Here is a 15,039-nt window from a genome sequence, read left to right as displayed (position 1 = left end):
CCAACGGTAATGGACCTCGACCTCCTGCCCAACATGGGCAGAATGACCCCGAGATGGCGCTCAACCGCAAGAACGCCCTCTTTGCGGGCTCGGACGGCGGTGCCGAACACTGGGCAGTCATCGCATCGCTCATCGAAACCTGCAAACTCAACGGTGTCGAGCCGCTCGGCTATCTCGCCAACGTCCTCACCAGGATCGTCAACGGCCATCCGAACAGCCAGATCGACGACTTGCTGCCCTGGGCCTACATCCGGGCGCCTGAGCTCAAGGCCGTGGCCTGAGAACAGCGCTTACGACTGAGGCGAAGCCGCCGCGAGCTATGTTTGACGCCGGCGATGGGAGAACCGATGGACATAAGCAGTGACCAGGATTTCGATTGCGCGCATTTTGCCCACCTGCTGCTATGTTGGACGAAGCGTCGCTTGGTACTTCAAGCTTACGCATTTTTGGCGTGAGAGCGAGCCGGGCCGCAATCGGATCACCGCCATTATTACTGACCGGCCCGGCTTGCATAAACCAAGGTCAGAAGTCTGCGTCTGACGGCTTAGCGGACGTACAGCTGCCGTTTGTAGTTCGTCAAAATCTCGCATCCAGTTTCGGTCACCCGAACGGTCTCGCTTGTGCCAACATCCGCAAAACCGAAGGCTTTGACCATCGAGGGGATATGGAAAACCATGTTGGGTTTGAGGACCCGCGTTTCTCCGCGCTTAAAGGACAGGATGTGCCCTTCACCCCAATCCGGCGGATAGCTGATGCCGATGGAATACCCCGTACGCTTGAAGCGGCCTTCATAGCCGCCATCGTTGACGGTCTGCGACCAGATACTCCACACCTCACCGAGGGGGCGATCAGGACGTATGCCGTCGAGCATGTTCTGCAGCGCCCTTCGTGACACGTCCTCCATTTTTTCCAGTTCGCGGTTAGATGGACTGACCACGGAAGCCCGCATAATCGCGGCGCTATAGCGTCGAACGGTGCCGGACAGCTCGAGGAAAACAGGATCACCCGGCTGAATCTGCCGGCCCGACCACGTCCCATGCGCATAGCTCGTGCGCACGCCCGAAGTCACAAACGGCGGGTAGCCGGGGTATTCACTTCCCTTGAGCGTTACCACGCGCTGGATTTCGGCGGCGATTTCATTTTCGTTCACGCCGGCTCTTGTTTGGTTGATGCCTGCGTCGATGCCGGCCTCAGCAATCCGCGCCGCCTGCCGGATATAGTCTACTTCAGCATCGGATTTAACAACGCGGACGTTCTCCACAATCATAGAGCCGTCTTCGAAACGAACCTCAGGGAGGAGCGTCTTGAGCGTTTCATAGTCGGCGATCGTGAAGAACCAAGACCTTTTCTCAAATCCGACCTTCGCCTTGGCAAAACCCAGGTTACGCAGCGTTTCCGCGAGCAGCTCGAGCGGGGCCTCGTGGTCCATGTAGCTGGTACTGTTATCTATCCACGAATAGGCGCGGACATTCACCTCTTCTATGCCACGGGTAATATGGAAGGGCTCCCCTTGCAGCGGGATAAGCAAATACTGAGCGGAGGCATAACCGAGCGTGTTGTACCCGCTTAGGTACAGCATATTCTCAGGGACGGTCACCACGAGGATGTCCAAATCCCGGGCTGCAATGCCTTCGCGAACCGCCTTGAGCCTTCTCTGATACTCGTCGATAGAAAAAGCGAGGTCTTTTTGTACCATTATGGTATCTATGCCGGAAACTTTCATCGGAGCCCTTCGAACAAAGAGGCGCGCCACGCGCTGTACGCCATATCGTAGCATCCGATCCGCACACAACGTTGTCGTGATTTCCCACTTGGTGCAGGAAACCTGCGTTGAGTTGGCTTTGATCGCCAAAAAGCCTCCGACTTCGTCGACATTGCTGTTACAGCGGCAGCCACCCCAACAATCGAAATGTTAGCCAAACGCGTCAGCGCCTGTCTTCGTTCAGAGCACCAGCCGGCAAATTTGGAGCCCCAACGGGTGGGCGAGCTCTGCGCGGAAGGTTGTGGCCGCGTCGAGATCGTAGACCCTCGTCGGCTTGAACCATTTGGCGTCCGACAGTCTCGGCCTCTGCCGATCGAGATGCGCAAACTTGTGATCGAGGTGCGGATTCGCTGCCATCAGCGCCGATGGTTTCGTCAGCGACGACATCCGAGGGTCGGCGCTTGGCTCTCCAAATTGCAACAATTTCAGCGGCGGAGTCTGCGAGGACCTGGCTTAGCTTAGGTGACAGCTTGGGACAGGTCCCATTGGTCACCTTGGCGCACACTGCGGAATGGGCAGCAGGTAAGCGCCAGAATGCGGAAGATCTTGCTGCCATCAGGACCGCAGGGACACAGAGAACCACGAGGCAAGCGGTGACATTTCCTATGCCACCAGCTCTCCTGACTGGCTTGTGGCGCACGGCGAGCGGGCGACGGGGATCATCTCGATCGCCCGATTGCCTGGCCAAGGACGATGACTGCCCCCGGGAAACTTCAACTAACAACGCGTGAGGCTCCCCGCAGTTGTGTGCGTCAAGTTCTGCAAAATGGCGTGGCATTGCGGTGACGTCGGCGTGTCCGCCGCGCAGCCCCCCTGTTTAGCGGAGCGGCGGACACATGACGGTGCTCAGGCGGCCAAGGCCCTCAGGCTCTCCTTCTTGTGCCCAGATGATCCATGTTGAGATAGCGGGTCGCCTCGAGCCAGTTCTCGTGGATCTCGACCGCCAGCGCCCGAACCAGCCGCAGGCAGCTCCGCGGGTTGGGGAAGATGCGAACGACCAGGGTGCGCCGCTTGATCTCCGGGACTGTCAGGAATTCTGTGCGCGAGGCCGGTCTCGTCATTGGCTGACGAACCTCTCGCCGAAGACAACGGCGAACTGGGTCTTGGCCTCGAACCATTCGCGCGGCGGTCGTTTCCATTCCTCAGCCGCATGGTTCAGGACCAGATATAGCAGTTTCATCGCCGCGTCGTCACTCGGGAAGTGTCCGCGGGTGCGGACGGCGCGGCGCAGCTTGGAGTTCAACGCCTCAATTGCATTCGTAACCGGTATGATCATGACGGTGCCATCCGATCCCCGCTGGAGATGAGCGATTTTCGGCGTATGGTGCGACCATCCGGGACAGGGGCACCGGGAGCACGCCAAGTGCGGGCAGGCCGATGTATTCGATGAGCTGCGAGCTCGCGTTAGTAGCTGGCCGCCCCTGCGACCTGCCCGGTTGCGCCGAGAGCGCGGATCCGTAGGTGTCGCGTCGCCCGCCGGCTCCCGACTGTTTGAGGAGAGGGAGCCGATGAGACGTGTGATTGGAATGGACATCCACCGCACCTTTGCGGAGGTGGTGGTTTGGGAAGACGGCCGGCTGCGCCATCACGGACGGGTCGACATGACCCGCTCGGGACTGGAAGGGTTCGGCCGCAGTTTGCGACGGACGGATGAGGTTGTCGTCGAGGCCACGGGCAACGCCATGGCGGTGGTGCGGGTTCTGTCGCCCTATGTCGGCCGGGTGATTGTCGCCAACCCGATGCAGGTGAAGGCGATCGCCCATGCCAGGATTAAGACCGACAAGATCGATGCCGGCGTTCTGGCGCAGCTCCATGCCAGCGGCTTTCTGCCGGAGGTCTGGGTACCTGACGAGCGGACCGAGCGGCTTCGCCGCCTCGTCGCGCGGCGCAACCAGCTAGTTCGGCATCGCACGCGCGTGAAGAACGAGGTGCATGGCATCCTGCAGGCGCACCTAGTGCCGAAGTGCCCGCATGCCGATCTGTTCAACAATCGCGGTCGCGCCTGGCTCGAGCGGCAGGTGCTTCCCGACGACGAGCGGGCCGCTATCGCCCGCCACATCCGCGAGATCGATCGCCTGGCCGAGGATCTGGCTGACCTCGATCGCGACATCGCCCGGGAAGCGGTTGATGATGCGCAAGTCCGGCGGCTTCAGACGATCACCGGCGTCAATGTCATCGTCGCGAGCGGTATCATCGCCGCGGTCGGCGAGATCCGGCGGTTCCGCGAGCCGCAGAAGCTGGTGAGCTACTTCGGCCTCAATCCGCGTGTGCGCCAATCCGGTCTTGGCTTGGCGCAATATGGCCGGATCAGCAAACATGGGCGTTCCCATGCCCGCGCCATGCTGGTCGAGGCCGCCTGGGCGGCGGCGAAGGCGCCCGGACCGCTCAGGGCCTTCTTCCTACGCATCCGTAACAAGCGTGGTCATCAGGTCGCAGCTGTGGCGGTCGCCCGCAAGCTCGCCGTGCTGATCTGGCATCTGCTGACAAAGGAGCAGGACTACTTCTGGGCTCGCCCGGCGCTGATGGCGGCAAAGCAGAGGCAGCTCGCTCTCAAGGCCGGCGCGCCGGGCGAGCGCGGTGTCGGTCGCCGCGGTTCGGCTTACGCCTACAACGTGAAGGAGTTGCGAAACAGCGAGAAAGCCGCGGCCGAGAATGCCGAACGTGCCTACGAGCTAATGGTTCGGCATTGGCGGTCACGAGGGCCGAAGCGGCGCACGGACGCCACAAACGAGGAACGACTATAACGGCTGCGTGGCGGCACTCTCATCCTCTCGCACCACTCTTTGCCACGTGGTCGTCCGTGCCGGACAAATATAGCACAAGGAAATCTGGCGGCACGACCGACGCCCTCGGTCCGCTCCAGAATGGCGCCGTGCTCGACGCCGTCAAGGCGTGGCCTGGAAACCTCGCAGCCGGCCGCGGCGCCATCGCACCGGCCAGCCTTGACTGCGTCTCGACACGCTCGCATGGGAAATCCTGTGGGCCGGGACCTTTAGGCCATCGACGACGGCGATCAAGACGTCGGCGACGCCACGACTCTTCAACTCGTTCATGACGCGCAGCCAGAACTTGGCGCCCTCGGTCTGCTCGATCCAGATGCCGAGGATCTCCTTCGTGCCATCCGGCAGGATGCCGAGCGCGATGTAGACGGCCTTGTTCCTGACGAAGCCCTCGTCCCTGATCTTGACCCGGATGGCATCGAAGAAGACGAGCGGATAGACCACATCCAGCGGGCGATTCTGCCACTCTGCCACTTCCTCCAGGACAGCGTCGGTGACGGCCGAGATCAGGTCCGGCGACACGTCTATGCCGTAGAGCTCCTCCAGGTGGCCGCGGATCTCGCGCACCGTCATGCCGCGCGCATACATGGAGATGATCTTCTCGTCGAAGTCTGGGAAGCGGCGCTGATATTTGGCGATCAGCTTCGGATCGAAGGTTCCGGCACGGTCGCGCGGGATCGTCAGCGTCATCTTCGATGTGCCCGTCAGCACCGATTTCCGCGAATGGCCATTGCGGCGATTGGCGTTGCCGTCGGCCTGCTCCTCATCGAGGTGCTCGTCCAGTTCGGCGTTCAGAATCCGCTCCGAAAGCGCCTTCTTCAGATCGTCGAGCAGCCCGTCTCTGGCGAAAACCTCATTCGGATCGCGACCCGCAAGCAGTTGGTCCAGAAGTTCCGCCGCTCGAAGTCCTGCATGCAATTCACATCTATGCAGAAAATCCTCAACATGAGCGCGAAATAGGGGGAATTTCCCATCGTCCAACGGATATTGTGCATCCTGCAGAGACGAAGCTAGTTCCCCGCTGCCGCCAGCCGCGTTCGCGCCTGGATCGCTGTCCGCGGCGTTTGGACCAATGTAAACCGCAATTGACGAGCTCAATAACCATGAACGGCAGTGTGCTTTTATTAAACAGCATTCGTGACGATTTCCCCGCAACCCAAGACTTTATTTACATGGATGTTGCAAATCAAGGATTGATCTCCCGCACTACCAGAAGGTCGTTCGAAGAGCATCTCAATAACAGATTGCACGGTGTAAACGACGAAGTTGGCCAGTTGGCGGATATTGAAAAGACACGCGCCAGATTTGCTCAATTTATTGGAGCGGACAAAGACGAAATTGCGATCACGAAGAACGCGTCAGAGGGGATCAACATAATCGCCAATGCGATCGAATGGCGAGCCGGAGACAGCGTTGTCCTATGCCCTCAACTTGAGCACGCGAACAACATCCTGCCCTGGCTTCAAGTCAAAGCTCTACATAATGTGGAATTGAAAGTAGTCGAGCCAACTAATGGCGCGATTCCCGTGGATGCGATTGTCGATGCGGTCGATTCCAGTACTCGCGTTGTGGCGCTTTCAACCGCGACGATGGTTCCTGGCTTTCGCACAGTCACGCAACCTATTGCGGAGGTCTGCAGGCGCCACGGTACCTTCCTTCTGGCGGATGGCACGCAATCGGTCGGAATACTCCATACCGATGTTGATCGGTTGGGCGTAGATGGCTTGGCCGTCTCGACTGTAAAGGGCTTGATGGGCCTGTACGGATCGGGATTTCTCTACTGCCGCCGGGAATGGGCAGATCAGCTCAACCCAGCCTACCTGGCTCGCTTCAGCGTCGATCTCGGGAACGCACCAGAATCGGCTCCCATTCTCAACGCCGCCAAGCTGCGGGCTGGGGCACCCCGTTTCGACATTGGGCATTATAATTTCCCGGGCATGATTGCCGCCCACGCATCCTTGGGCCAACTACTGGAGATCGGAACAGAAGCAATCGACAAGCACGTGACATCTTTGGCAACACGATTGGCTTCAGGGCTGTTACAAGTCGGACTGCCTGTATGTGGGGGGCCTCCTGGTAAGCACACTGGGAGCATTGTTGCGCTGGGCGACATGGCCGCGCTCGGCGGAGCGCAACAAGTCGCCGCCTACATTCCATCGCTACACAGCCATCTTGCGAAAAATAAGGTCCTTGCATCGACGCGACGAGGACTCCTGCGGTTTTCGCTCCATGTTTACAACACCGAGGAGGAAGTCAACCAAGTCGTCGATGTAGTCAATAATTGGTCGAAGTCGTTTACGCCACATAACTAGCAGATAGGAGAGTTTATGTCATCGCCCAGCGCAGATACCGTGGCGCTTCTTCAGGACCTTGTCAAAATTGAAAGCGTAAACCCTTCGCTTTCCGCAAGGGGCAGCGGAGAACAGCGGGTCGCCGAATATCTTGAAAGGTTTTGCCGGGACCGCAGCCTGCCTTATGAACTCCAGCACGTTGTCGACGGCCGCTCGAATTTCCTGACCTGGATCTCAGGCAAAGACCCTATTCGGCGCCTCCTTTTTGTGGCCCATATGGACACCGTGCCCACTGACAATTGGGCTTCCGACCCATTTTCTCCTGAAGTGAAGGATAATCGACTCTACGGTAGAGGTAGTTGCGATACGAAGGGTTCCCTTTCAGCAATGATGATCGCCCTGAGTACCCTGGGGGACTGTCAGCCGAATGCCACAATTGTCGTTGCCGCCAGCATTGATGAAGAGTACCGCAAGATCGGCGCTCGCGCCATCGCTCTCTCCGGCAAGTCGTATGATGCCGCGGTCGTTGGTGAGCCAACCGAGCTTGAGCTTGTAGTCGCCCACAAAGGGTCCGTCCGCTGGCAAATCGAGGTTCAGGGCGTCCCTGCTCACAGTTCGAAGCCGCACCTAGGAGTCAATGCAATCACAGGGATGGCAAAGGTTATATTGTCGCTCAACGAACACGGGCAGAACCTCGCTTCGCGCACCCAGTCTTTGGTCAGTCCTCCAACTTTGACGGTCAGTCTTATCGAGGGTGGCTTGGAATTGACGACCGTCCCTCCTTCGTGCCGCATCTGGGTTGATCGCCGCCTCGTTCCAGGAGAGCGACCGGAGCAGGCTTTGGCAGAAGTGGAGAACATACTGCAAGGTTTGCGAGATCGCGAAGACATCAAGGTTCGATCCTTACTGCCCGCGCTTGAAGATCCTGCTCCGGATAGTGCCGAGTCGAGTAAGATTGCTTCCGTGGCAGCGCAGGCGTGTGCCGATGTTGCCGGGACCGGCAAGTACATTGGAGTACCGTACGGCACGGATGCTAGTCAGCTATCGTTGGCCGGCATTCCCTGCATCGTCCTCGGGCCAGGGAGCATTGATCGCGCTCATACGAATAATGAGTTCATTGAATTGGATCAACTTAATAGGGCAGTTGAAATATATCGACGAATAATGCTCAGTTATTAGCGTCAAACGGCAAAGCGAGGCCTACAAGGATACTAGCGGCACGTCGTAAAAAGATGAGCCATGGTCATTCTCAATCGGTTCAAACTGGAATGGTCATGGTCGAAAGGTCCTGGTGATGGCCAGCAGCAAGGGCCTTGGCTTTGCTATCGCAAAGAGACTGGCTAATGATCGCGCGGAAGTTGTAATTTGTGGCCGCAACAAGATGCACTTGGACAAAGCTGTAGATGACTTGCAGAAGATTGACGGATGCGCAGGCGATTATGGGATAGTTGCAGACTTGGCACGGCGATCCGATGTCGATATTTTGTTGCGACATACTTTCGAGCTACTCGGCAGCATTGATTGCCTCGTCGTAAACTCTGGTCATATGCCGTACGGTACTCTCGAAAGTCTTAACGACGGCGATTGGGATCATTCCTACGAGACACTTCTCATGAGCGCAGTGAGGGTGTCGCGAGTCGCGAGCGGCAGCCGCTGCGATGAAATCTTCAGGTCGTGGGGTGATATCGTGTATGTTTCCTCGGCAGGCGTGCATGAGGCGACAGGCCACCTACTCTTATCGAAAATCATGCGTTCCGGAATAGCAGTTTTAGCTAAGCACCTTGCTGACACACTTTCGGGAAGCGGCGTTCGCGTGAACGTTGTCGCGCCTGGTTATTTCGACACAGGCAGAGTTCACAAGAGAATTGAGGCGTTAATGGTCGACGAAGGCCTCAATCGAGAGACCGCTATCGAACGTGTAGCTTATATCAATCCCTTGGGCCGGATTGGAATTGCCGACGAACTCGCGGAGCTAGTTGGATTTATCGTCGGTGACCGAGCAAGATACCTGAATGGCACAACAATAGTGATTGATGGAGGGGGTAGTCGCCTCGTAATGTAGCTGTACGTGAAGTTTAACCATTAGTTCGCGGCAGCCGTTACAGCCCACCAAATACACACGCTAGCTCTAGCTTACACACAACCGAATTATTGAGCAGTGCCTTGTCCCCAACGGTCGCCAAAAATACGCCGCGTACTAAAGTAGGGTTTTGGATGCGGATCGGGCGCCAAAGATGGACTGGCAGTGGCGGGTTTCCTCAAAGGGCCGACTGCGCGATCGATCTCGACACGAACAGTTGCTCGGTGCCCTGGCGCCCGATGGGCGAAGGCGTCCAGGTCGTGGGTGCTGCACAGGCCGGGTGATCACCGTCATGCGCGCCAGGTGATGGCCGATCATGCCCTGTGTCGAGGACGGCGACAACGCATTCTAGATCGGAGGGCACCTTGTCGGCAACGGTGCGCGCGCAGCCCCTGTCGAGAACGGCCGGGCATCTTTCTGCGACCGCTTGCGGAATACGAGGCGTGGTCGGAGGCGGCTGGTGATGAAGAAGGTAGATCACGACGTGCTCATCGGAACCCGCGATCGGCTGAAGCTGACGGCGGTCCGCGACCAGCGACGAGGCGGCCCTCTCAAAGAAGATCTTTGGGGGAAGCCTTGGCGTTTCTGGTGCCGCGAGAGTCGCCCGGCGCGACCAGCGGCGCATCTCCATGTCGAGCAAGCCCGCCCAGTTCCCCTTCCTGGCCCTTCGTGCGCGAATTAGACGGCTTCGACTTCGAGGCCCAGCCTTTGGTGGATCAGGACCAGATCAGGGAGCTTGCGACCTGCCATTCGATCGCTCACTTCGACACGGTCCTGTTCCTCGGGCCGCCGGAACACGCAAGACTTCATCTTCCGTGAGCCTCTGCCGCGAGGCCATTCGCCAGAACTACAAGGTACAATTTCGTCACGGCGGCGACGCTTGTGAGGATGACCGACAGAGTCACCCGGGTCAGTAGGTCAGCAACTGCAGCATCAACTCCTTCGTTCGAATAGAATTAAGGGGACGTGATGCCAGCAAAGAGAGCTGAGACAGATCCTGCGGCTTTCGCGCGGCAGCGTCAGCAGCCGGGACATTGCCCTGACGCTCGGGTGTGGCGCGAACCACGGTTCGGCCGCGGCGGGACTGAGCTGGCCAGTGCCCGGCGACCTGATCGACGATGTTTGTCGTGTCGATTCTGGATTCGCTTGACATTACGGCGATGTTGCGTCGTGCGTTTGCGCCGCGACGCTGGGAATAGTGCACCGCACCGGCCTATCGAGGTGAAGTTATGCAGTGGAGCTCCCACCCTCCCTCCCCAACAGGTAAGGCGACACGTATACCTACCTCGCCTCTAGCACGGCACTGAGGAATTGCTGCGTCCTTTCATTCTGCGGATTGTTGAAGAGCTGGTCAGGATTTCCTTGCTCAACAATCTTGCCGCCATAGAAAAAACAGACGCGGTCCGAAAACTCCTTGGCAAAGGCCATCTGGTGGGTGACCATCAACATCGTGAGATCGTGTTCGGCGCCGAGCTTTCGGATCACGTTGAGCACTTCGCCGACGAGTTCTGGGTCGAGCGCCGATGTCACTTCGTCGAATAACATGACCTTTGGCCGCATGGCGAGCGCTCGGGCGATGGCGACGCGCTGTTTCTGTCCGCCGGAAAGTTGAATCGGATAGTGCCCCTTCTTGTCGCCGAGGCCAACCATTTTGAGCAGCTCGACCGCGCGGTCTTCGGCTTCCTTTTTCGGCAAACCGAGCACGGAGACGGGTGCTTCGGTACAATTCTGCAAAGCTGTCAGATGCGGGAACAGGTTAAAGTGTTGGAAGACCATGCCAATCTTGCCGCGCACGTGCCTTAGATGCCTCTCGCGTGCCGGTACCATTTTGCCGTTGCGTAGTTCATGCGTTAGGGGCTCGCCGTCGACATAGATGACCCCGCCGTTGATCCTCTCAAGCGTCATCAGCATGCGCAGAACGGTTGTCTTGCCGGATCCCGAAGGGCCGATGATAGACACTTTTTCGTTGCGCCCGATATCGAGGTCTAGCCCGTCCAGCACCGTCAGCGCGCCGTAGCGTTTGACAACGTTCTCGAAGCGGACGATTGGCGGACTCATTACGAATTTCCTAACGCAGATGAAGGCGGCGATTGAGCCAGGAGCTGACTGTCTGGACGATTGCCGAGGCCACAAGGCTGAAGACCAGATAGAAGAAGCCAGTCATCGAGATCGCCTCGATGAAGCGGTAGTGCTCCGCACCGAAATTCTTAGCCTGCTGCAGCATCTCCAGGATGGCGATCGCTGCGAGTATCGGCGTGTCCTTCAACATGCTTACGAGGTAGTTGCCCAGCGTCGGCACGATCGGTGGAATAGCCTGCGGCAGGATGATCGCGCTCCAGGTGCGGCGCCGCGACAGGTTGAGCGCTGTGCAGGCCTCCCACTGGCCGCCATCCACATTCTCAATGCCCGCGCGGAAGCACTCCGAGCAATATGCGGCATAGTGAACGCCAAGCATTCCGACGCCGGCAATCCAAGCAGGAAGGAAGACACCGAATTGAGGTCCGACGAAATAGATAAAGAAGACCTGCAGCAACAATGGCGTTGAGCGGACGAACTCGATTATCTCCGTCATGATCGTGGATACGCAGCGGTTGTGAGACTGCCGGATCAGCGCAAAGATCAAGCCCAGCACCAAAGCGACCGTGAAACCGATCACTGTGGCCTGAAGTGTTACGATCGCGCCGTTATAGAGGTACGGCAACGCCTCCCAGACGTAAGACCAGTCCCATATGCTCATCCCATTGCATCCCGCACGAAACCACGGGAGAGAGCGCGCTCAAGCCAGCGCACAAACGGTGTGATGAGCGCGCGAGCGATGACGTAATAACCAAACAGCGCGACGGCGAAGAACAGTACGTAGTTACCGGTCGCGTCGGCCGCCACCTTGGAGGCGGTAGTAAACTCTGGGATCGTGATGAAGAACACGAGCGAGGTACCCTTAAGTAGCTCTATCAACATATTACCCCAGATCGGCAGCATGGCGCGAATTGCCTGCGGTAGTAGAATCCGGCGGATCATTGTGAACCATTGGAAGTTGAGCGCGATGCTCGCTTCATACTGGCCGTGGTTGACCCCTTGAATGGCGCCACGGACCACCTCGGCAAGGTAGCCGGAGATGTGAATCCCAATGCCCAGGATTGCTACTGTCCACGGCGATAACGTGACCCCGAAGATCGGCAGAACAAAGAACCACCAGTAGAGCTGCACCAGTAGCGAGGTGCCACGGAAGAACTCGACATAGGCGATGCTGAACCAGCGAAGCAGCCGGAGAGGAGACACCCGGAGTACGCCGACAATTAGGCCCAGAAGGGTCGCCACCAAGGAAGCCCCGAGAGTGACGACTAAGGTGATCAAAATGCCCTGCGCCAATACGGTCGCACTGAACCTGAGCACGTATTTGCTCCCGCGTATGACCTATCGCATCGGACCGCTTCCCTGCTAACGTCGGGAAGCGGCCCGACGCCCGAGTGTCGATTGTCCGCTTTGCATCAGCCCTTGCAAAGATTAGCAGTCGGGGTGCCGTCCGGCAGCATTTTCTTATCGTATCGGTATTTCCCAACCGAGGCCATCATCTCGTCGGAGCCTAAATAATCTTTCAGCACCGCGTTGAAGGCATCGACGGCGGCCTGCTCTTTGAGTGAGAAGGCGAAGGCGGGATAGCCGGGCTTAGCAGGTGAGGTGAACGGGTCGGCGAGCTCGATGAAGTCACCCTCGCCCTTTTCGATCATGCCCTTAATGCTCAAATAGTTAGCGCCCCCTGCATCGGCTCGGCCGACCTTCACAGCCTGGACGATCTCAGGATCACCGGCCACCTGCATGATCTTGTCATTGGGGATGCCGACTTTTTTTGCGGTTGGCACAGAATCGTAGCCCGCTCCGGTGACGTAGATCAGGCCTTTGTCGCGAATGTCCTCGTAGGAGTGCAGTCCCTTCGGGTTGCCTTTCGGCACAACCAGCGCCTCTGTAACGGTGCCGATTGGATCGGTGAAGAGCACGTTACGGCAGCGCTCGGGAAGGATGTACATTCCGCCGGTGATGATATCGAATCGACCCGCCTGGAGGCCGGGGATGAGCGAGCCCCACTCAGTCACCACCGATTCGACCTTGGTCGCACCCAATTTCTTCAGAATATCAAGCGTCATCGCATTAACGAAGCCGAGCGGCTCGTTGTTCTCACCCGGGTAGGCCCAAGGAGCCTGACTGGAAAAGCCAATCCGGATGGCCTCTCCGTTTTTGATCTTGTCCAAGAGCGATTGCGCGGGAGCCGGATCAACAAACCAAGCGATCGCCATCGCCGCGATACCGAGTGCAGCCATCCCCCTCACGATCGCATTTCTCAAGTCAACACTCCTGTTCGTGAGCTGCTGCCAAACTTTCATCAGTAATCCTCCGTTGTTGCTTTTGCCGCTCGGATCTACTAATTACAATGGATTATTTGCGTCGTTACTATCAAAGTGTCGTCGTTCGATATCCCGTCGTGGTGCCAACTCAGACCATTTTGGCCTGGAACCGGTAGATTTTCTTGCCGTTGGATACGTCCCACGTGCCCACCATTTGCGGCTGAGGCTTAAACTTGGTGTCGAATGATAGCAGCCTGAGTCAGTCGCAATTGCGCAGGCCCCGTTTCTGTCAGCAGCGAGCAACGTTGAGGCCAGTTGTTTGGCAGCCACTTCGCTGTTGATCTAAGTATGCCATTGACGGATGAGTTTGTTCACGGTTTCACTCTGGTCGATGTGTACGCCATGGCCTGCATTGTTCAGCAGATAGAAGTCCGAATCCCTAATCAGCTTTGCCAACTTCATGCCATGATCCGGCGTGACGGTGGGATCGTTCTTGGACCAAATAATCAATGTTCGAGCCTGAAGCCGATCAAGGTAAGGAAAGATGTAATTTTGCTGCAGCACCACATAGAGACGCATATCGATCTCTTCTTCGGGTCTGTTTTGGAAGATTTCGTACTGTCCGCGCGCTGCGGCACGCCGATAGGCCTCTCGCCTAGCGCCTTCCAAATCCTGCGCGCAGGCGCGTTCCCGCCACCTGGCGATGTATTCCTCTTCGCTCGGCATCGGGCCGGAATAGTCGTAAGTCTGCCGGCAGGCCTGCATCCAAGCTTCGTCACGATCGTCTCCGAACGCCGGGGATACGGAGTTGGCGGTTAGCAGGACGAGCTTTGAAACAAGGTCGGGACGCAAGATCGCGACCCGCGCGGCGACGAATGATCCTTCTGAATTGCCGACTAGCGTGATCCGCTTCAATCCCAGCGCTTCGATGAAGCTAATCACATGATCCACACGCCCGAGTCGGTTAATATATTTGTGATCAGCGGGATAGTCGGTCCCACCGAAATGGAGCTGATCAACCGCGATCACCCTAAAGCGATCGGATAGCCCGTTCAGCTGCCGGATAAAGGAACTCTTTCCCTCTGCGCCGAACCCAGCACCGTGAAGGAATATGATTGGCTCGCCGACTCCGTTTTCGCAATACGACGTCGCGATGCCACCAACCGATATACGGTGTTCACTGATCATTATCGCCTCAGCATAGCTATTAGCCGCGTAAGTCGGCTTTGATGTAACGGGAACCGATCGCGAGGAGAGTAGCAGCGTTCAAGAGGGCACTTTGTGCGAATGGTGTTGTATCAACGCCGGAAAGCGGCGTTTTATCGCCCGATGATGCAGTATCGCCGAATGCGAGTCTCGACCAACCAGTGTCTCCAGAAACCATTGAGACCCGCCATTTCGTCTGGCCGTCTCTGCTGATGCGGCAACCGTTCGCGTGTCTGCCGGGATCATAAACAAAAGTGTCCGCTGGCTCGTCCTCGGAAGGTGGATTGAGTTCAAGTGCGCCATCGCCGAGGCGAGTGTTGGCATTTCCACCGCTTCGCAGGAACCAACGCTGCAGTTCCACGCCGGCAGGCGGCCATTCTGAAGAAGAACGCCACTCGTTGCGACCCATGACATAGTATTGGACGCGGGGCACACTCTCGATGCGGTCGGGCATTTCCTTCAGCCAACCGTCGAACCAGTCCAGGTAGATATGCCAGCAATCCAGGCGTGCATCGCCCAACTCACGCTCACCGATGACCGTGGGGGCCTCAAGTGTCGCAGTCTTGCAATGGGTGGCCGG

The 15,039-nt window shown here is 57.9% G+C and carries 13 protein-coding genes and 3 pseudogenes; 6 read left to right on the top strand and 10 right to left on the bottom strand.

What is annotated here, in order from left to right; all coding sequences use genetic code 11:
* The coding region (locus NKI99_RS32740; RefSeq protein WP_352613584.1) for a transposase domain-containing protein at positions 1–281 on the top strand (281 nt) is incomplete at its 5' end.
* A 263-nt stretch (positions 282–544) separates the two neighbouring features.
* On the opposite strand, the gene NKI99_RS32735 is transcribed toward NKI99_RS32740, so the two are convergent.
* From NKI99_RS32735 to NKI99_RS32725, 3 genes and pseudogenes are all read right to left on the bottom strand, one after another.
* Entirely contained in the window at positions 545–1,852 is a 1,308-nt protein-coding gene (locus tag NKI99_RS32735) for a M24 family metallopeptidase (RefSeq protein ID WP_352613582.1), read from the bottom strand.
* Between the two features lie 773 nt (positions 1,853–2,625).
* Positions 2,626–2,781 (bottom strand): annotated as a pseudogene (locus tag NKI99_RS32730) (transposase); the annotation flags it as partial.
* Between the two features lie 38 nt (positions 2,782–2,819).
* Positions 2,820–3,035, bottom strand: a pseudogene (locus NKI99_RS32725) (transposase); the annotation flags it as partial.
* A 253-nt stretch (positions 3,036–3,288) separates the two neighbouring features.
* Between NKI99_RS32725 and NKI99_RS32720 the strand changes: the two are divergent.
* The gene (locus NKI99_RS32720; protein ID WP_352613587.1) at positions 3,289–4,506 is read left to right on the top strand and encodes an IS110 family RNA-guided transposase; all 1,218 of its coding nucleotides are present in this window, start codon (positions 3,289–3,291) and stop codon (positions 4,504–4,506) included.
* 141 nt (positions 4,507–4,647) lie between these two features.
* Here NKI99_RS32720 and NKI99_RS32715 read toward each other — a convergent pair whose 3' ends face one another.
* A complete protein-coding gene (locus tag NKI99_RS32715) occupies positions 4,648–5,460 on the bottom strand; it encodes an IS256 family transposase (protein ID WP_352613581.1) in 813 nt (270 codons plus the stop codon).
* A 185-nt stretch (positions 5,461–5,645) separates the two neighbouring features.
* On the opposite strand from NKI99_RS32715, the gene NKI99_RS32710 reads away from it, so the two are divergent.
* The 4 genes and pseudogenes from NKI99_RS32710 to NKI99_RS33930 form a co-directional block, all read left to right on the top strand.
* Positions 5,646–6,854, top strand: a complete 1,209-nt coding sequence (locus tag NKI99_RS32710; RefSeq protein ID WP_352613579.1) for an aminotransferase class V-fold PLP-dependent enzyme — start codon at positions 5,646–5,648, stop codon at positions 6,852–6,854.
* Between the two features lie 15 nt (positions 6,855–6,869).
* On the top strand, positions 6,870–8,012 hold the full coding sequence (locus NKI99_RS32705) for a M20 family metallopeptidase (protein ID WP_352613577.1): 1,143 nt from the start codon (positions 6,870–6,872) through the stop codon (positions 8,010–8,012).
* Positions 8,013–8,127: 115 nt separating this feature from the next.
* The gene (locus NKI99_RS32700) at positions 8,128–8,895 is read left to right on the top strand and encodes an SDR family oxidoreductase (RefSeq protein WP_352613575.1); all 768 of its coding nucleotides are present in this window, start codon (positions 8,128–8,130) and stop codon (positions 8,893–8,895) included.
* Positions 8,896–9,095: 200 nt separating this feature from the next.
* Positions 9,096–9,270 (top strand): annotated as a pseudogene (locus NKI99_RS33930) (Mu transposase domain-containing protein); the annotation flags it as partial.
* Between the two features lie 924 nt (positions 9,271–10,194).
* On the opposite strand, the gene ehuA reads toward NKI99_RS33930, so the two are convergent.
* The 6 genes from ehuA to NKI99_RS32660 all read right to left on the bottom strand — a co-directional run.
* Positions 10,195–10,971 (bottom strand): ectoine/hydroxyectoine ABC transporter ATP-binding protein EhuA, encoded by a 777-nt coding sequence (gene ehuA, locus NKI99_RS32685; RefSeq protein WP_352613574.1) that lies wholly within the window; start codon positions 10,969–10,971, stop codon positions 10,195–10,197.
* A gap of 10 nt (positions 10,972–10,981) precedes the next feature.
* Entirely contained in the window at positions 10,982–11,650 is a 669-nt protein-coding gene (ehuD, locus tag NKI99_RS32680; RefSeq protein ID WP_352613572.1) for an ectoine/hydroxyectoine ABC transporter permease subunit EhuD, read from the bottom strand.
* Entirely contained in the window at positions 11,647–12,306 is a 660-nt protein-coding gene (gene ehuC, locus NKI99_RS32675; protein WP_352613570.1) for an ectoine/hydroxyectoine ABC transporter permease subunit EhuC, read from the bottom strand. The genes ehuD and ehuC overlap by 4 nt, the downstream gene beginning before the upstream one ends.
* 95 nt (positions 12,307–12,401) lie before the next feature.
* The gene (gene ehuB, locus NKI99_RS32670; RefSeq protein WP_352613568.1) at positions 12,402–13,292 is read right to left on the bottom strand and encodes an ectoine/hydroxyectoine ABC transporter substrate-binding protein EhuB; all 891 of its coding nucleotides are present in this window, start codon (positions 13,290–13,292) and stop codon (positions 12,402–12,404) included.
* A 303-nt stretch (positions 13,293–13,595) separates the two neighbouring features.
* Complete coding sequence (locus NKI99_RS32665) at positions 13,596–14,441, bottom strand: alpha/beta fold hydrolase (RefSeq protein ID WP_352613566.1); 846 nt, start codon at positions 14,439–14,441, stop codon at positions 13,596–13,598.
* A gap of 19 nt (positions 14,442–14,460) precedes the next feature.
* Positions 14,461–15,039, bottom strand: a 579-nt coding sequence (locus NKI99_RS32660; protein WP_352613565.1) for a CocE/NonD family hydrolase, incomplete at its 5' end; no start/stop codon positions are given.

The organism is Mesorhizobium sp. M0239 (genome assembly GCF_040321815.1).
Classification (GTDB): domain Bacteria; phylum Pseudomonadota; class Alphaproteobacteria; order Rhizobiales; family Rhizobiaceae; genus Mesorhizobium.
The sequence above is the reverse complement of the archived record's forward strand: the minus strand, read 5'-3'. Positions and strand labels throughout refer to the sequence as shown.

Excerpts from the sequence above, each read along its gene's own strand:
- NKI99_RS32720 (WP_352613587.1), top strand. The coding sequence starts at position 3,289 with ATGGACATCCACCGCACCTTTGCGGAGGTGGTGGTTTGGGAAGACGGC.
- NKI99_RS32710 (WP_352613579.1), top strand. The coding sequence starts at position 5,646 with ATGAACGGCAGTGTGCTTTTATTAAACAGCATTCGTGACGATTTCCCC.
- NKI99_RS32705 (WP_352613577.1), top strand. The coding sequence starts at position 6,870 with ATGTCATCGCCCAGCGCAGATACCGTGGCGCTTCTTCAGGACCTTGTC.
- NKI99_RS32700 (WP_352613575.1), top strand. The coding sequence starts at position 8,128 with ATGGCCAGCAGCAAGGGCCTTGGCTTTGCTATCGCAAAGAGACTGGCT.
- ehuA (WP_352613574.1), bottom strand. The coding sequence starts at position 10,971 with ATGAGTCCGCCAATCGTCCGCTTCGAGAACGTTGTCAAACGCTACGGC.
- ehuD (WP_352613572.1), bottom strand. The coding sequence starts at position 11,650 with ATGAGCATATGGGACTGGTCTTACGTCTGGGAGGCGTTGCCGTACCTC.
- ehuB (WP_352613568.1), bottom strand. The coding sequence starts at position 13,292 with ATGAAAGTTTGGCAGCAGCTCACGAACAGGAGTGTTGACTTGAGAAAT.
- NKI99_RS32665 (WP_352613566.1), bottom strand. The coding sequence starts at position 14,441 with ATGATCAGTGAACACCGTATATCGGTTGGTGGCATCGCGACGTCGTAT.